16 protein-coding genes are annotated in these 17,537 nt (G+C 42.5%); 10 read left to right on the top strand and 6 right to left on the bottom strand.

The features are described from left to right. Positions 1-4: 4 nt before the first annotated feature. The 3 genes from frr to rimO all read right to left on the bottom strand — a co-directional run bounded on the left by frr (position 5) and on the right by rimO (position 2,756). Positions 5-559, bottom strand: a complete 555-nt coding sequence (gene frr / locus FTV13_RS09390; protein ID WP_005235283.1) for a ribosome recycling factor — start codon at positions 557-559, stop codon at positions 5-7. A 79-nt stretch (positions 560-638) separates the two neighbouring features. Continuing rightward, positions 639-1,367, bottom strand: coding sequence for a UMP kinase (gene pyrH / locus FTV13_RS09395; protein ID WP_004786170.1), 729 nt, complete (start codon positions 1,365-1,367; stop codon positions 639-641). Between the two features lie 45 nt (positions 1,368-1,412). Further along, positions 1,413-2,756, bottom strand: coding sequence for a 30S ribosomal protein S12 methylthiotransferase RimO (rimO, locus tag FTV13_RS09400; protein ID WP_180011842.1), 1,344 nt, complete (start codon positions 2,754-2,756; stop codon positions 1,413-1,415). Positions 2,757-3,106: 350 nt separating this feature from the next. On the opposite strand from rimO, the gene glnL reads away from it, so the two are divergent. Further along, entirely contained in the window at positions 3,107-4,216 is a 1,110-nt protein-coding gene (gene glnL / locus FTV13_RS09405; protein ID WP_125278343.1) for a nitrogen regulation protein NR(II), read from the top strand. After that, positions 4,203-5,684: a nitrogen regulation protein NR(I) gene (gene glnG / locus FTV13_RS09410; RefSeq protein WP_034702648.1), complete on the top strand. Its 1,482-nt coding sequence runs from the start codon at positions 4,203-4,205 to the stop codon at positions 5,682-5,684. Before glnL ends, glnG begins: the two co-directional genes overlap by 14 nt. Positions 5,685-5,740: 56 nt before the next feature. Here the strand turns inward: glnG and FTV13_RS09415 are convergent, their stop codons facing one another. From FTV13_RS09415 to mnmG, 3 genes are all read right to left on the bottom strand, one after another. Then, positions 5,741-6,067 carry a hypothetical protein gene (locus tag FTV13_RS09415; protein ID WP_179992306.1) on the bottom strand — a complete coding sequence of 109 codons (327 nt, stop codon included), beginning with the start codon at positions 6,065-6,067 and terminating at the stop codon, positions 5,741-5,743. Positions 6,068-6,143: 76 nt separating this feature from the next. Beyond that, the gene (locus tag FTV13_RS09420; RefSeq protein WP_179992305.1) at positions 6,144-7,067 is read right to left on the bottom strand and encodes an ADP-ribosylglycohydrolase family protein; all 924 of its coding nucleotides are present in this window, start codon (positions 7,065-7,067) and stop codon (positions 6,144-6,146) included. Positions 7,068-7,208: 141 nt separating this feature from the next. Next, a complete protein-coding gene (mnmG, locus tag FTV13_RS09425) occupies positions 7,209-9,089 on the bottom strand; it encodes a tRNA uridine-5-carboxymethylaminomethyl(34) synthesis enzyme MnmG (protein ID WP_179992351.1) in 1,881 nt (626 codons plus the stop codon). Positions 9,090-9,338: 249 nt separating this feature from the next. Between mnmG and FTV13_RS09430 the strand changes: the two genes are divergently transcribed. The 8 genes from FTV13_RS09430 to purD all read left to right on the top strand — a co-directional run bounded on the left by FTV13_RS09430 (position 9,339) and on the right by purD (position 17,427). Next, positions 9,339-9,728 carry a hypothetical protein gene (locus FTV13_RS09430; protein ID WP_051065385.1) on the top strand — a complete coding sequence of 130 codons (390 nt, stop codon included), beginning with the start codon at positions 9,339-9,341 and terminating at the stop codon, positions 9,726-9,728. Positions 9,729-9,874: 146 nt separating this feature from the next. Further along, positions 9,875-10,762, top strand: a complete 888-nt coding sequence (locus tag FTV13_RS09435; RefSeq protein ID WP_179992304.1) for a bile acid:sodium symporter family protein — start codon at positions 9,875-9,877, stop codon at positions 10,760-10,762. 87 nt (positions 10,763-10,849) lie between these two features. Further along, positions 10,850-11,749 (top strand): bile acid:sodium symporter family protein, encoded by a 900-nt coding sequence (locus FTV13_RS09440; protein WP_125278346.1) that lies wholly within the window; start codon positions 10,850-10,852, stop codon positions 11,747-11,749. A 123-nt stretch (positions 11,750-11,872) separates the two neighbouring features. Beyond that, positions 11,873-12,778: a 50S ribosomal protein L11 methyltransferase gene (prmA, locus tag FTV13_RS09445; protein WP_179992303.1), complete on the top strand. Its 906-nt coding sequence runs from the start codon at positions 11,873-11,875 to the stop codon at positions 12,776-12,778. A 17-nt stretch (positions 12,779-12,795) separates the two neighbouring features. Continuing rightward, entirely contained in the window at positions 12,796-13,656 is an 861-nt protein-coding gene (locus tag FTV13_RS09450; protein WP_104426212.1) for a DUF3426 domain-containing protein, read from the top strand. Between the two features lie 401 nt (positions 13,657-14,057). Then, complete coding sequence (fis, locus tag FTV13_RS09455) at positions 14,058-14,327, top strand: DNA-binding transcriptional regulator Fis (protein WP_001086304.1); 270 nt, start codon at positions 14,058-14,060, stop codon at positions 14,325-14,327. 94 nt (positions 14,328-14,421) lie between these two features. Then, positions 14,422-15,996, top strand: coding sequence for a bifunctional phosphoribosylaminoimidazolecarboxamide formyltransferase/IMP cyclohydrolase (gene purH / locus FTV13_RS09460; protein WP_004786185.1), 1,575 nt, complete (start codon positions 14,422-14,424; stop codon positions 15,994-15,996). A gap of 147 nt (positions 15,997-16,143) precedes the next feature. Beyond that, positions 16,144-17,427 (top strand): phosphoribosylamine--glycine ligase, encoded by a 1,284-nt coding sequence (gene purD, locus FTV13_RS09465; RefSeq protein ID WP_180011844.1) that lies wholly within the window; start codon positions 16,144-16,146, stop codon positions 17,425-17,427. The last annotated feature ends 110 nt before the right edge of the window (positions 17,428-17,537 follow it).

The following is a 17,537-nucleotide window of genomic DNA, read 5'->3' on the forward strand; positions in this document are numbered from 1 at the left end:
TGAATTAGACCTTCATCAATTCAGCTTCTTTCGCAGCCAAGCGTTTGTCTACTTCAGCAACAAATTTGTCTGTGATTTTCTGAATTTCGTCAGATGCACGACGTTCATCATCTTCAGAAATTTCTTTTTCTTTCAACAATGCTTTGATGTCACCTAAAACATCACGACGGATGTTACGGATCGCAACTTTGGCATTTTCAGCTTCGTTACGTGCAACTTTCTGCATGTCACGACGAGTTTCTTCAGTCAACGCTGCCATTGGTACACGGATCGCGTCAGCAGTAATCGGGTTCAAGCCAAGATCAGACTCACGGATCGCCTTATCAATTGCAGCAACCATTGAACGTTCAAACGGTTGAACCAGCAATGTACGTGAATCTTCCACGCCTACGTTGGCAACCTGGTTCAATGGCACATCAGAGCCGTAGTAAGGAACCATGACACCGTTCAAAATCGATGGATGCGCACGTCCGGTACGAACTTTTGCGAAACCATGTTCTAACGAGTCAAGAGACTTGTTCATACGCTCTTCTGCGTCTTTTTTAAGATCGTTAATCATATGATCTTCCTTACTTAATTCTTAAAAGATGTATTTACTAAATTAGGAGGTAGTATAAAGGGCTTTGTAGCTCACGTCATTAATTGGTGACGTGAGTTCCTTCTTTTTCACCCATCACCACTGAAAGCAATGCGCCAGATTTGTTCATGTCAAATACTTGAAGTGGCACATTGTGGTCACGACATAAGCAGATCGCGGTTAAATCCATGACGCCCAACTTCTCGTCCAGCACCTGATCAAATGTCAAAGTATCGTATTTCACGGCATCTTCGTATTTGCTTGGATCTTTATTGTAAACCCCATCCACCTTAGTAGCTTTCAGGATCAGGTCAGATTCAATCTCGATACCACGCAAACAAGCTGCTGTATCCGTAGTAAAGAACGGATTACCTGTACCCGCAACAAATACGCACACTTCACCTTGAGTCAGATGACGGATGGCATCGCGACTAGAATAAGATTCAACCACTGCACCAATCGGCAATGCAGACATCAAACGGGTTTTGATATTACGGCGCACCAAAGCATCGCGTAATGCCAGACCGTTCATGACAGTTGCCAGCATACCCATCTGGTCACCGGTTACACGACCAACAAGACCGTCTTTTTGCAACTGGCTACCACGGTACAGGTTACCACCGCCAACTACGATACCGACTTGTACACCCAAACCCACGAGATGCGCAATAGAAAGTGACATCTGATCGAGCACTTGTGCATCGATACCCATGTCCTTGTTTCCTGCCAGTGCTTCACCAGATAGCTTTAGCAGGATGCGACCAAATCGTGGCTTTTTAGAATCCAACATCTCAAACTCCAAATTATTTAATATAAATTCTTTTAATTCAAAATCTTAAGCAGACTTGATTGAGATCAGCTTGGCAAATAAATCATATTCATCTGCATCAGTGATTTCGACTTCAAGCAAATCCCCTGCCTTAATCACACTTTTGTCGATATCTTCAACAAAAACATTACCATCAATTTCAGGCGCATCCGCATATGAGCGTGCTACAGCAACCGGGAATTCTTCTTCCAGGTCATCGACTAGCACCGTCATTTTCTGGCCAATACGTTTTTGTAGCTTCGCTGCTGAAATTTCCTGCTGAACCTGCATGAAACGTTCATAACGTTCTTGCTTGATCTCTTCAGGCACATGATCTGGAAGATCGTTCGCTGTCGTACCTTCAACTGGTGAATAAGTAAAACAGCCCACGCGATCCAGTTGTGCTTCTTTCAGCCAGTCCAGAAGCATCTGGAAATCTTCTTCCGTTTCGCCCGGGAAACCCACCACAAATGTAGAACGGATGACTAGGTCAGGACATTTCTCACGCCAAACTTTTAAACGCTCCAGTGTATTTTCACTGTGAGCAGGTCGTTTCATCAGCTTCAGGATTCTTGGGCTGGCATGCTGGAATGGAATATCCAGATAAGGCAGGATTTTGCCTTGCGCCATCAAATCGATTACGGCATCTACGTGTGGATATGGATAAACATAGTGCAGACGCACCCAGATGCCCAATTGACCCAATGCTTCACACATGTCATAGAATTTAGTTTTAACTGGCTGGCCGTTCCAGAAATCCAGTTTGTATTTGGTGTCAACGCCATAAGCAGAAGTATCTTGGGAGATCACGAGTACTTCTTTGACACCTGAACGTTTCAGTGCTGCAGCTTCTTCAAGCACAGAACCGACTGGACGGGAAACCAGATCACCACGCATGCTTGGAATGATGCAGAAGGTACAACGGTGGTTACAGCCTTCTGATATTTTCAGGTATGCATAATGTTTAGGGGTTAAACGGATACCCTGCTCAGGCACCAGATCAATAAATGGATTGTGTTTTGGCGGTTCAGGAACATACTCATGTACCGCATCCATCACTTCTTCATATGCTGCTGCACCTGTCACTTTTAGGACATTCGGGTGCATTTGGCGAATTTTATCTTCGTCTTTTCCTAGACAACCTGTTACGATGACACGACCATTCGCGCTCATCGCTTCACCGATGGCATCTAAAGACTCTTGTACTGCAGATTCAATAAAACCACAGGTATTTACTACTACTAAATCAGCACCGTCATAATCCGATGCGACATCATAACCTTCAGTCTTTAACTGAGTTAAAATTCGTTCAGAATCTACCAATGCCTTAGGACAACCTAAAGATACAAAACCGACTTTGGGGGACTTCATGAATCTGCGCTCCACTAGAATGCGCGTATTGTATGTCTTTTCGCATCATAAAAATAGTTGAAATGGCCACTCTTTGCATCACGCACTAAAATAACGCCATAAAATATTCAATATAAAAGCTTATGCACCAAAATGAATCATTTTAGGTTTACAGCCTCAATTTAATCCGTTATACCTGAGTTTGATTGGGCATCCCCGTCAGATTTCGTGCATTTTTCAGCAAAATTTTAACAAGAGTTCTAAAGTTGGCGTGCATCTTGCTTAATTTGCCTCAAATCTGAACTTTGAAATTGTTATTTTGCTTTATGAAGATGCCATTGCGCCATTTTAATACAGGAAAACCACCGCTAATGGATCAGCCTCTTTCCATCGACTATCGCCTTTTGGTGGACAATCTGACCACTGCCATTATGCTGGTTGATAGCCACCTGAATATTTATTACTTAAATACGGCCTGCGAGGCCATGTTTGATGTCAGCCTGTTACGCGCATCAGGCACGCCGGTATTAAATATACTGCAAGCACCGACAGATGAATTCAACACTGAAGAATCTCTATATAACACGCTGCACACAGGCCAACCTTATACTCGCCGTGAGGCGACGATCATTGTCAATTTTAAAGACATTCATGTGGACTATACGGTTTCCCTGCTCAATGCGGGCAAGCCAAATCATCCTTTATTGTTAATCGAGCTGAATCAGCGTGATCGTATGCTGAAAATCTCACGTGAAGAAAACTATATCCAGCAGCACCAGGTTGCGCGCCAATTAATTCGTGGCGTGGCACATGAAATTAAAAATCCACTTGGTGGTATTCGTGGTGCAACCCAGCTTCTGGCACGTAGCCTTGAAGATCCAAAATATAAAGAGTTCACTGACATTATTATTAGTGAAGTGGATCGCCTGAGAAATCTGGCAGATAGCATGCTCGGTTCACGCCAGTTACCAAGCTATGAAATGGTCAATGTACATGAACCATTAGAACGCGTCCGCTCACTGATTGTGAATCAGACTAAAAAGAAAATAAAAATTACTCGGGACTATGATCTGTCCCTACCGGAAGTTCTGGCAGATCGCGATCAGCTCATTCAGGTCATGCTAAATATCTGCGTAAATGCCGTTCAGGCGATGACAGAAAACAAGGATTTCTTTGTCGAGCATCAACCGGAACTTATTTTAAGAACCCGAATTCAGCGGCTTTATACCATTAGTGGTGTGATTCACCGATCTGTGGTTCGAATCGACATTGAAGATAATGGCCCTGGTGTTCCAGACGATATTATCGAAGCCGTGTTCTATCCACTGGTGACCAGCCGTGCCAAAGGTACCGGACTAGGTCTCAGCATTGCTCAAAATATTATGCATCAACATAACGGAATGATTGAATGCCAGTCAGTTCCAGGAAAAACCGTATTTAGCTTATTTTTACCTTGGGAGTCAGATCATGTCGCGAAATAAAATATGGGTGATTGATGACGATCGTGCCATGCGTTGGGTACTAGAAAAAACATTTAAAGAAGAAGGTTTCGACGTTACTAGTTTTGAAGAAGCCCAGTCAGCACTTGATCAGTTGGGTGTCGATGCACCTGATGTGATCCTGACCGATATCCGTATGCCGGGTATTGACGGTTTGACCTTTTTAGGCAAGGTGAAAAATACCAATCCTGATTTGCCGGTTATTATTATGACGGCGCATTCAGATCTGGAATCTGCGGTATCCAGTTATCAAACGGGTGCTTTTGAATACCTGCCAAAACCATTTGATATTGATGAAGCATTGGCACTGGTCAATCGTGCAATTTTACATATCACTAAATTACAGCAGCAAGAATCTGCCAAATCTGCACCAACCATTCAATCGACTGAGATCATTGGTGAATCGCCAGCAATGCAGGAAGTGTTCCGTGCGATTGGTCGTTTGTCTCAATCACATATTACCGTATTGATTAATGGTGAATCTGGTACAGGTAAAGAACTGGTTGCGCATGCCTTGCATCGCCATTCACCACGTAGCAATAAACCGTTTATTGCACTAAACATGGCCGCGATTCCGAAAGACCTGATTGAGACTGAATTGTTTGGTCATGAAAAAGGCGCTTTTACCGGTGCAAATACGCAACGTCAGGGCCGTTTTGAACAGGCCAACGGCGGTACGCTGTTCCTGGATGAAATTGGTGACATGCCATTTGAAACACAAACGCGTTTATTACGTGTCCTAGCTGATGGGGAATTCTATCGTGTTGGTGGTCACATTCCGGTTAAAGTTGATGTACGTATTGTGGCTGCAACGCATCAGGACCTGGAAAAGCTGGTACATGATGGTCGCTTCCGTGAAGACTTGTATCACCGTCTAAACGTGATTCGTATTCATATACCTAAACTGGCACATCGCTCTGAAGATATTCCGATGTTGGCGCAGCACTTCCTGGCGCGTGCAGGTAAAGAATTAGGCGTTAATCCTAAAATCTTACGTCCTGAAACTCAGGAATATATGCAGAAGCTGCCTTGGCAAGGGAACGTTCGTCAGCTTGAAAATACCTGTCGCTGGCTCACAGTGATGATCACAGGCCGTGAAGTTTATCCAGAAGATCTGCCACCTGAATTAAAACAGATTCCAATTCAGCAGCAAGACCCGGGTGCTCCAATTCCAAACCCGAATCAGATTGCGCCGCATCACTGGGATGAATTACTGGGTCAATGGGCAATCCAGAAACTGAAAAACGGCGAAATGAAGCTGTTAGATGTGGCTACACCAATGTTTGAACGCACACTCATTAATGCTGCACTACAACAAACCCGTGGTCGTAAGCGTCATGCAGCCGAACTATTAGGTTGGGGGCGTAATACCCTCACCCGTAAGTTGAAAGAACTCGGCATGGACAGTGCGGAGGATGATGAAGTCGAAGAAGTCGAAGGCCAAGCCTGAAATTAAAAAAGCACCCTTGGGTGCTTTTTTATTGCTTATGTATAGTAATGAGATTCCTACACTGTTAAACCGATATAACGCGAATAACCTGCTGCACCTAAATCTGACTTTAAAATCAGATAATTCGGATAAGTACTTGTGGTGATTTCTTCGAACATGTTGACGATGTCATCATTGGCATGCAGTTCATCCACTGTTTTTCGCATAGTTTGCTCAAATTCATCGGTGATGTATTCAAAGCCGATATCCATGGCAATAAATAAGGTATGTTCACAGGGTTGAACATACTGCTCTTCTTGCCAATTAATGATGTCTTGATGGCAATGAGGACAAGCGATGTTGTCTGTGGCTTGGATATCGAGTTCAACGAGTTGGTATGGCATTGGAATGATCTAGATGTGGAACTTTTGAATATTTTAGCAAATCCCAACATCATCGCAGTCATTCTTTAGAAAATTTCTACAACCATTGCACAAGCAATTCTTCCACCATTTCTTTACCTCGTAAATGATTCATCCAAGATGATGGAATTGCATCTACACCATAATATAAACCAGCTATACCACCCGCCACACATGCAGTCGTATCTGTATCATTACCCAGCGCAATTGCTGTCTTAATCACCTTTTCATAATCGCTAGCTTGTAGTGCGTAATATGCCGACTTTAAACAATCTACGACATAGCCAGTACCTGTCGGTCGATCCCAGTCATCACTTAAAATATGGTGCTCAAGCTCATCTAACGCACCATTCTGATCACTCAATTCACGCTTGAGTATTTCAATTGCTTCTATCCATGAATCTTGAATAGAACAACCATCTAAAATTTTACGTACCCATAAACAATATAATGCACAACATAATTTAGAACGGATATGCGCATGAGTCAGATGTGATTGTATAAATGCCGCCTCTATTAATTCACGATTAGAGCCTTGATGCCAGAGCGCTAAAGGCAATACACGCATCAGCGCACCATTACCATTGGCATATTCATCATTTTTCGCAACTTGATTTAACTCGATACCCGATTGATAACGATGTATCGCATCAACCGTTTGAATTCCCACATCAAATACCTGACCATCGACAGCCATATAACCTGATTGGTACCAATCGCAAATCCGTTGCATAAAATCTTCAGGATTGAGTTTCTTTTGATCTAACAATGAGGCCAACAAACATAATGCTTGTGCACCATCATCTGACCACGTTCCAATTGGAAGACTGGCATAAGTCCGCGCAAATCCTTTTGGGGGAATCATATCAATTTGTTCAATATCAGGCAGCTGGCTCGGCACTTTAAACTCATAAGGCACACCTACCGCATCACCAACAAGTAAACCGTAAATCGCGCCACGTATGTATTTTTCTCTATCCATGTTTTAGATTCATTGTTGTACATTTCCCATAATTAACATAGCAAAATTACTGAATCTATCTTGAAATAATTGATCTTTAATTTTTTTCAAACTTATTAAACATAAAAAACCCGCATTACGCGGGTTTTTTACTTCCAAATCTTAAGCAGATTTTTTCGCTTGGGCATTCTTACGAATCGTAATCATCACCAATTGAACTGCTGCAGGGGTTACACCCGGAATACGGCTTGCTTGAGCCAGTGTTTCAGGACGAATATCTTTTAACTTCAATGTAATTTCACGAGAAAGACCTGAAACAACATCATAGTCAAAATCAGCAGGAATCTTGGTTTCCTCTAAACGTTTCATTTGTGCAACGTCTTGATGCTGACGGTTGATATAACCTTCGTATTTCACCGCAATCTCAATTTGATCACCCACTTGTGGTGAAACTTCAGAACCTGTGAGCTCTGCAATTTGAGCAAAGGTGATGTTTGGACGTTTTAACAAATCAATTGCAGAACATTCTTTAGAAAGATCCGCACCCGTCATTTCTACGAATTTTTTACCCATTGGATTGTTTGGTGCAGCCCAAAGGTGTTGCAAACGACCTGTTTCTTTCTCTACAGCTTCCATTTTTTCACAGTAAGCTGCCCAACGTTCGTCATCTACCAGACCCATTTCACGACCGATTGGTGTTAAACGCTGATCCGCATTATCTTCACGCAACATCAAACGGTATTCCGCACGTGAAGTGAACATACGATACGGTTCTTTAGTACCTAAAGTAATTAGGTCATCAACCAGTACGCCCATGTATGCTTCATCACGTTTTGGTGTCCATTGTTCTTGATCCCATGCACGACGTGCAGCGTTCAAGCCTGCAAGCAAGCCTTGAGCACCCGCTTCTTCATAACCGGTTGTACCGTTAATCTGACCAGCAAAGTACAGGTTATTGATCGCTTTGGTTTCCAAAGTGAACTTCAACGCTTGAGGGTTGAAATAATCGTATTCAATTGCATAACCCGGACGAAGAATGTGCGCATTTTCCATACCACGGATTGAGCGTACCAGTTCAAACTGTACGTCAAATGGCAATGAAGTCGAAATACCATTTGGATAAAGCTCATGTGTATCCAGGCCTTCTGGTTCAAGGAAGACCTGATGGGAGTCTTTATCAGCAAATTTATGAATTTTATCTTCAATTGATGGACAGTAACGTGGACCTACACCTTCAATCACACCAGTGTACATCGGTGAACGGTCTAAACCGCCACGAATGATCTCATGGGTACGTTCATTGGTATGCGTGATGTAGCAGTTCACTTGCTCTGGATGCATCGATGCATCACCCATAAATGACATGGTTGGAGACGGGAAATCACCCGGCTGCGGTGTCATGACAGAGAAGTCGACTGAACGTGCATCAATACGTGGCGGTGTACCTGTTTTTAAACGACCTACAGGTAAGTTTAACTCACGTAAACGATGTGCCAATGAAATTGAAGGAGGATCGCCAGCACGACCGCCTGAAGCATTGTTTAAGCCAATGTGAATCACACCACCTAAGAATGTACCTGCAGTTAGCACCACAGTTTTCGCATCAAAGCGAATACCCATTTGGGTCACGACACCTTTAACAGTATCGCCTTCAACAATCAGGTCATCTGCTGCTTGCTGAAAGATATCCAGATTCGCTTGATTTTCTAAAGTCTCACGAATCGCTGCTTTATAACGAACACGGTCAGCCTGCGCACGAGTTGCACGTACTGCTGCACCTTTACGTGAATTCAGAATACGGAATTGAATACCGCCTTTATCGGCAGCCAGCGCCATCGCACCGCCCAAGGCATCAATTTCACGCACTAAATGTGATTTACCGATCCCGCCAATGGCCGGGTTACAGCTCATCTGCCCTAAAGTCTCAATGTTATGAGTTAAGAGTAATGTCTGTCGACCCATACGTGCTGCAGCCAGTGCTGCTTCCGTACCTGCGTGACCGCCACCGATAACAATGACATCGTATACTTTAGGATAGTGCATAGTGGTAAATAGAGAGATAGAAAAAGGATAGCTGAACATTATAGCAAACTTCCTTCCAAAGTTGACAAAATCACTTGAATTTATCCTTCGGAATTTACTCTGCCAGCCAATAAAGCAATGTAATTAAACTTTGCATACTTACTATATAAATTAAACATCTAAACTCAAAAAGTTACCCGACTCATATTGTTTAATATTGATTAGTTTTTAATCTATAAAGTGGTCACATTACAAACAAAGGTATACATGATGAATAAGAATATTTTCCTAGCAACAGCGCTCTGCGGTCTATGTTTCGCTCCATTTGCAGCCTCAGCAAATGATAAAGTCGAGAAGGTTTATAATGCCCAAAAATACCAGCAAGTTTGTAAAGGTAAATCAGAGGGTGCTCCTGTAAGTTTTGCTTACCGCGGCATTATCTGGAATGGTACCTGTCAGCAACAGTTCTTCCCTTCATCATCAACCAATATCAAAGGCGATGAACCTGAACTTTATACGTCTTGTAGTTCAGGCGGCAAAACTTCAGCAACCATTAATGGCACTCAGGTCAATGGTAAATGTGCATTAGGCTTTACCCCTCCACGTCCACAGTCACAAATGCAAACTCAGCCTCAAACCCCATCTCAATCAGGGATGTAAATCACTATATAGCTGATTAAATATATTTTTAATCAGAAACTTAACGGGTAAAATGCATAAATTTTACCCGTTTTTATATTGCTTATTTATTCATCTACGCTAAACTCAAAACATACCTAAAAAATGAATAATAAAAAGGAAACTTCATGGATTCGGGGTTTTTTAGTTTGTTTTTGCCGATTACTTTGGCAATTACGATGATGGGGTTAGGACTACAGTTAACAGTCAAGGATTTTCTGCATGTTAGTCGTTATCCCAAGGTGATTTTTATTGTCTTATTCTCACAACTGGTCATTTTAACCGGTTTAACCTTTTTAATCTGTCTGGTACTGGATCTGCCACCATTGCTTGCTGTAGGCATGATGCTGCTAGCTGCCTCTCCAGGAGGTGCCACTGCCAATCTGCTGAGCTATCTTTATAAAGGTGATGTGGCGCTTAATATCACGTTAACCGCCATCAATACGATTATTTCTATTTTCACCTTACCTTTTATTATGAACCTGTCCCTGTACTATTTTATAGGACAGGATACCGGCATCGGCTTACCGCTTGAAAAAATGGCTCAGGTTTTTCTGATTACAATTATTCCGGTTGTGATCGGCATGCTGATTCGGGCAAAATTTCCAAAGCTTTCAGATATTGTACATATGCCAATGCGGTTTCTATCTATCGCTTTTTTAAGCATGCTCTTGATTTATGCCATTTTCCAAGAGCGCTTTAACATCATCGAATATTTTGCCAGTATCGGGATTGCTACTTCCATATTATGTTTTTCCAGCCTGTTTCTCGGTTATTGCCTGCCTTTATTAATGGATATCCCAGACAAGATGGCACGCGCCTGTACCTTTGAAGTCGGCATTCACAACACAACTGTATCAATGACGATTGCGATTTCTGTCCTCAATAATGTCACCATTGCCATCCCTGCGGGTATTTATTCAATTGTCATGTACGTTTTTGCCGGTATTTTTGGTTTTATGATTAGTCAGCAAAAGCTTAGCTATAGTGGCAAGAGTCGTTTATCAGATTTGTAACTTCCTAAGCCAAATGCCTGCTTAAGCTGTATGCTTTTTATAGAAAATTTAAAACTATTAAAATAAATTTCTATAAGGAGCATGCAGATGGACTCTGGCATCATAACAATATTCCTCCCCCTCGCACTCGCCATCATCATGGTGGGATTAGGACTCGAACTCACGCTCAAAGATTTTGCCCGGGTAAGCCAGCACCCTAAAGCAGTGCTGGTTGCCTTGTTTTGTCAATTAATTCTACTGGTAAGCATTGCTTTCATTCTATGTAAAGTTCTGACTTTACCACCTTTACTAGCTGTTGGTCTGATGTTGCTGGCCGCATCGCCAGGTGGCAGTACCGCAAATCTGTTCAGCTATCTGTTTAAAGGCGATCTAGCCCTCAATATTACCTTGACTGCGATCAATTCGGTGGTTGCTGCATTTACCTTGCCTTTAATCATGAATTTCTCGATCATGCATTTTATGCAGGACAGTCAGCAGATCAGCTTGCAGTTCGGAAAGATCCTACAAGTGTTTGGTATCATTATTATACCGGTCGCGATTGGTATGTTGATTCGTCATTATGCCCCAGCACTCACTGTAAAGCTGAATAAGCCTCTTCGCATTTTTGCAGTCCTCTTTCTGGTGCTGATTATTGCCGGAGCAATTTATAGTGAACGCGCCAATATTGCCGAATATCTGACTCAGGTAGGTTTAGCAACCGCCCTGTTCTGTCTCTTCAGCTTAATGATTGGCTATTTTGTTCCACGACTAATGAACATCAATTCTGCTCAGGCACGTGCCAGCGCTTTCGAGATCGGTATTCATAACAGTACACTCGCCATGACCATTGCACTTACTGTCATGTCCAGCACTGTGGTTGCCATGCCTGCTGCGGTCTATTCCATCTTCATGTATATCTTCGCGGCTATTTTTGGATTATTACTGAATCGCTTTGCTCCAGTAACTGCACGTCCTAGCATTTCTCCCACTCAGGAAAATGCGTTTTAACCGGTTTTCATAAAAAGGATGCGAAAGCATCCTTTTTATTTGACTCCGTCTCAAGAAGATCACACCTTCAAGCCGAACTTCCGTTACAATAGCTTTTTGAAAAAATGTATAAAGGTTATTTCTGTGAAGTGGTTACAAATTCATATTACAGTTGATCAAGCTCAGGTAGATTTTACTGAAACATTACTTAGCTCACTGGGCGCCGTAAGTGTCACTCTGGATGATGCTGAAAACCAGGATTTGCTGGAACCACTTCCAGGAGAAACACCGCTCTGGAATAAAGTGATCGTGACTGGCATCTATGCTCAGGAAGATGACGAAGAAGAAATCGATGTAGCTGCATTGGAAACCTTTATTCACGCACAACTACCTGAAGCACCGATCCGCCATGAATTCCTGGAAGATCAAGCTTGGGAACGCACCTGGATGGATGCCTACGAGCCAATCCAGATTTCTGAAAAATTCTGGATTGTTCCAGAGTGGATGGAAGCGCCTGAAGCAGATGCAGTGAATATCAAGCTTGATCCAGGTTTGGCTTTTGGTACAGGTAACCATGCATCTACTTTCCTTTGCCTGCAATGGCTAGGCAAAACCGATGTAAAAGACAAGATCGTGATCGATTATGGCTGTGGTTCAGGTATTCTGGCTGTCGCGGCCCTGTTACTCGGTGCCAAATATGCCTATGCAACTGATATTGACCCACAAGCTGTTTTAGCCACCAAACAGAATGCTGAACTGAATGGCGTATTGGATCGACTTTATGTTGGTTTACCGGAAGAGTTCAACACAGAGCTTGGCGAGCAGAAAGCAGATGTGTTTGTTGCCAATATTCTGGCTGGCCCACTCATGATGCTTGAGCCTGAGTTCGCAGAATTGGTCAAACCTGAGGCAGAGTTCGCACTCGCAGGTGTTATCGAAGAGCAAGTTGCTGATGTTACTAGCATTTACTCAAAACATTTTGATATATTAGAAGTAGAAAAACGCGATGAACACTGGTGCCGTATCTCGGGGAAACGCCATAAGAATTAAAGAGTCTATAAACATTTATGAGTGACAAGCGAACCCACTGCCCGACCTGCTCTACAACCTATAAAGTTACGGTTGCGCAATTAACCATTGCCCAAGGCATGGTTTGCTGCCCAAAATGTAGTACGACCTTTAATGCTTTATCGCATCTGGTGACCGAAGCACAGAATTCGGTCGCCCTTACCCATACGCCAAGTCATGTTTCTTATATTAATAGAAACCTCACCGAATCTACTTCTTCAGCTAATTCTTCAGATCAGCACTATTTACTGAACATTTTTGATGAAAAAGTTGAAAACTCCAATATTGATCTGAAAACCTATCTGAACAACCTGAATTATTTCAGTACTGAACCGATTGCAGTACTGCCTAGCATGAACTGGGATGATCAGGCTGATAAACAGCACAATAAAGGCCCGCTTTATTATTTAGGCTGGACCAGCCTAAACCTGTTCTTATTTGGCTTACTTTTATTTCAATTCTTCTGGTTCAATCCACACTATATTAAGAATAGTCATGTGATGAGTGTGGCTTTTAACAATATCTGTGAAGTGTTCAACTGTTCCAATCTGGAAGAACATTACAATCTGATCAATACCAATAAGGTCAAAGCCAAAGCGATTGCCACAGATAAAACCCAGTTTAGTGGTGAGCTAATCAATTTCCACAAGCGCAGTCTGGAAATGCCAAACTTAAGAGTTCACCTTAAAGATCAGGGTGTAGTCTTGGCGACTTATAATTTAAAACCTCAGGAATACCTGATCGAAAGCCTGGTTAAGATTCAACGTATTCCCCAAAACAGCCCATTTAAATTTGAATTTGTGCTTCCTGTCGACCGTAAAGACTTCGATAATTACAGTTTGGAAATAATTCGACCTTAATATTGATAAAAACTATTAAAAAACGAAAAAAAAGTTAAAAAAAATGCAGTTTTCTTGCTCACTTTTCCCGAGACAATGGTATTATACGCGCCACGAAAGCTATGTGCTGCAAACTCCTCGCTACTTTTTCACAACAAATACAGTCTTGCCTAATGCGCTATAAAACTTATTGCGTATCGAGCAGATTTTTTTGTTTTGATTTTGGTCAGTAACAAAACTTTAACTATTGTTACGCTTATTTTTCGACCAAATCGTCGAGATGTGGCAAGCTACAAGCTCAATGTAATGACCAAGTTTTAGAACTCCAGTTTTAGGATCTAAAATGGAGTTCATTTCAATTTCTAGACCACTTTTATATATCGCTTTACCCAAGTGATATTTGATTTTTCGGATTAATTCGCATGAATAGCAAATCTCCTATTTTTACTGCACAATCTGATGTCGCTCTTCGTATTCACGTAGATCGCGCAGTTCGCCACTACTTTGCACAACTGCAAGGCGAGCAACCTTCTCAGGTGTACGACATGGTGCTGGCAGAAATGGAGAAGCCTTTATTATCTGTCGTTCTAGAATATACGCGTGGTAATCAGACACGCGCTGCCGAGATTCTCGGACTAAACCGCGGTACTTTACGTAAAAAGTTAAAAGCTCACGGTTTAATGAGTGAATAAATGATAAAATGCTTGCGGCTACCGCAGGCATTTTTTTTGACTGTTAATTAGCTATTTAGATTTAATCTGTTCCTTGCTAACTGTGACGAAGATCATGACTATTAAACGCGCTTTAATCTCTGTTTCCGATAAAACCGGTATTGTGGAATTTGCACAAGACCTTGCTGCTCTTGGGGTAGAAATTTTATCTACAGGTGGTACATACAAATTGTTGAAAGACAATAATGTTGCTGTAGTAGAAGTTTCGGAGCACACTGGTTTCCCAGAGATGATGGACGGCCGTGTAAAAACGCTACATCCGAAAATTCATGGTGGCATCCTGGCTCGTCGTGGTCTAGACGAAGCTGTGATGGCTGAACACAACATCGATGCGATCGATCTTGTCGTTGTTAACCTGTATCCATTTGCTGCAACTGTAGCGAAACCAAACTGTTCACTAGCTGATGCAATTGAAAACATCGACATCGGTGGTCCAACAATGGTTCGTGCTGCTGCGAAAAACCACGCGTCTGTTGGTATCGTAGTAAATGCTGCTGACTATGCAACTGTAATTGCTGAGCTTAAAGCTGATGGTGCTTTATCTTATGCAACCCGTTTTGACCTTGCGGTTAAAGCATTCGAACATACTGCTCAATATGACGGTATGATCGCATCTTACTTAGGCGCTCGCGTAGGTAAAGAAGAAGGTCAGGCAGACAAATTTGCGCGTACTTTCAATACTCAATTAAACAAAGCTCAAGACTTACGTTACGGTGAAAACCCGCATCAGTCTGCTGCTTTCTATGTAGATCCTGCTGCGAAAGAAGCTTCTGTTGCGACTGCTAAGCAGCTACAAGGTAAAGAACTTTCTTATAACAACATCGCGGATACTGATGCTGCACTTGAATGTGTGAAATCATTTGCGAAACCTGCTTGTGTGATCGTAAAACATGCGAACCCATGTGGTGTTGCAGTTTCTCTAGACGGCATCAAAGCTGCTTATGATCTTGCTTATGCAACTGACCCTGAATCTGCATTCGGTGGCATCATTGCATTCAACCGTGAATTAGACGTTGCAACTGCACAAGCAATTGTGGATCGTCAATTCGTTGAAGTGATCATTGCACCAAGCATCGCTGACGGCGTACTTGAAGTGACTGGCGCGAAGAAAAACGTACGTGTACTCGTATGTGGTGAACTTCCAGCAATTAACGAACGTGCTCCACAACTTGACTACAAACGTGTAAATGGTGGTTTACTGGTTCAAGATCAAGACTTGGGCATGATCACTAAAGATGACCTGAAAGTTGTGACTAAACGCGCACCAACTGAACAAGAAATTGACGATATGATCTTTGCTTGGAAAGTTGCGAAATACGTAAAATCGAACGCAATTGTTTATGCGAAAAACCGTCAGACCATTGGTGTTGGCGCAGGTCAAATGAGCCGTGTAAACTCTGCTCGTATTGCCGCGATCAAAGCTGAACATGCAGGACTCGTGGTTGAAGGTGCAGTTATGGCATCTGATGCATTCTTCCCATTCCGTGATGGCATCGACAATGCGGCTAAAGCCGGCATCAAATGCATCATCCAGCCAGGTGGTTCAATGCGTGACGAAGAAACAATTGCAGCAGCTGACGAAGCTGGTATTGCAATGGTATTCACTGGCATGCGTCATTTCCGCCACTAATTTTTAAGTATTAAATTCCAAACCCTCCTTTTCGTAAGGAGGGTTTGTTACATCAGTAGATTATTTAATATCTTGCTATAAGATGTTAAAAGATTTTTAAACCTCATTGGGTTTGTGGAATTTCATTTTCGAGGGAATTTTCTAAAGATGAACATTTTAGTTTTAGGTAGTGGCGGCCGTGAACATGCGCTTGCATGGAAAATCGCACAAGACGATCAAGTGGCAAAAGTATTTGTTGCACCGGGCAATGCAGGCACCGCAACTGAAAATAAATGTGAAAATGTCGCTTTGGACATTCTCAATAACCCTGCCATCATTGATTTTGCAAAAAACAATGCAGTTGAAATGATTATTGTGGGTCCTGAAGCACCATTAGTAAATGGTGTAGTTGATGCTTGCCGCGAAGCAGGCGTGAAAGTTTGGGGTCCAACTCAATTTGCTGCTCAGCTGGAAGGCTCTAAAGCATTCGCGAAGCACTTCTTAAAACGCCATAACATTCCAACAGCTTTCTACGATGTATTTACCGAAGTAGATGCAGCGAAAGCCTTTGTAGAGAAAAATGGCGCACCAATCGTGATCAAGGCTGATGGTCTTGCTGCGGGTAAAGGTGTAATTGTTGCCATGACCAATCAGGAAGCATTCGATGCCATTGATGACATGCTGGCTGGCAACAAGTTTGGTGATGCCGGCTCTCGTGTGGTGATTGAAGAATTCCTTGCTGGTGAAGAAGCATCTTTCATTTGCATGATCGATGGTGACAACATCCTGCCAATGGCGACTTCTCAAGATCATAAACGTATTTTTGAAGGCGACCAAGGTCCGAACACTGGCGGTATGGGAGCATACTCTCCTGCTCCTGTTGTGACTGCTGACGTATTCGAAAAAGCCATGAATGAAGTGATGCGTCCGACTGTTGAAGGCATGAAAAAAGATGGTCACGTATACACAGGTTTCTTATACGCAGGCTTGATGATTGACGACAAAGGCCAACCAAAAGTGATTGAGTTCAACTGTCGTTTTGGCGATCCAGAAACTCAACCAATCATGATGCGTTTAAAATCATCTTTGGTTGATTTAGTCCAAGCAGGTCTTGAAGGTAATTTACCTGCAGAAGCTGAATGGGATGAGCGTAAAACTGTCGGGATCGTACTGGCATCTAAAGGCTATCCTGAAACGTCTAGCAATGGTGATGTGATTTCAGGTTTAGATACAGAAATGACTGATGTGAAAGTATTCCATGCGGGTACGAAAGCCAATGAAAATGGTGACATCGTGACTGCGGGTGGTCGTGTACTTTGTGTGACTGCATTGGGTAATACCATTGGTGAAGCACAAGCGAAAGCATTAGAACTTTGTGAGAAAGTGACTTTTGACGGCGTTCAATATCGTAAAGATATTGGTTACCGCGCGATTGCACGTGAAAATGCTTAATTCTTTCTCGTAAAAAATTAAGTAAAAACCCCGCTGAGTGCGGGGTTTTTAAATGCTCTCATTTTAAACAATAGGCTCTAATCCATTGCCAGAGCATCTTGGACATCTAC

The sequence above is a fragment of the Acinetobacter sp. YH12235 genome (genome assembly GCF_013417705.1).
Taxonomy (GTDB): domain Bacteria; phylum Pseudomonadota; class Gammaproteobacteria; order Pseudomonadales; family Moraxellaceae; genus Acinetobacter.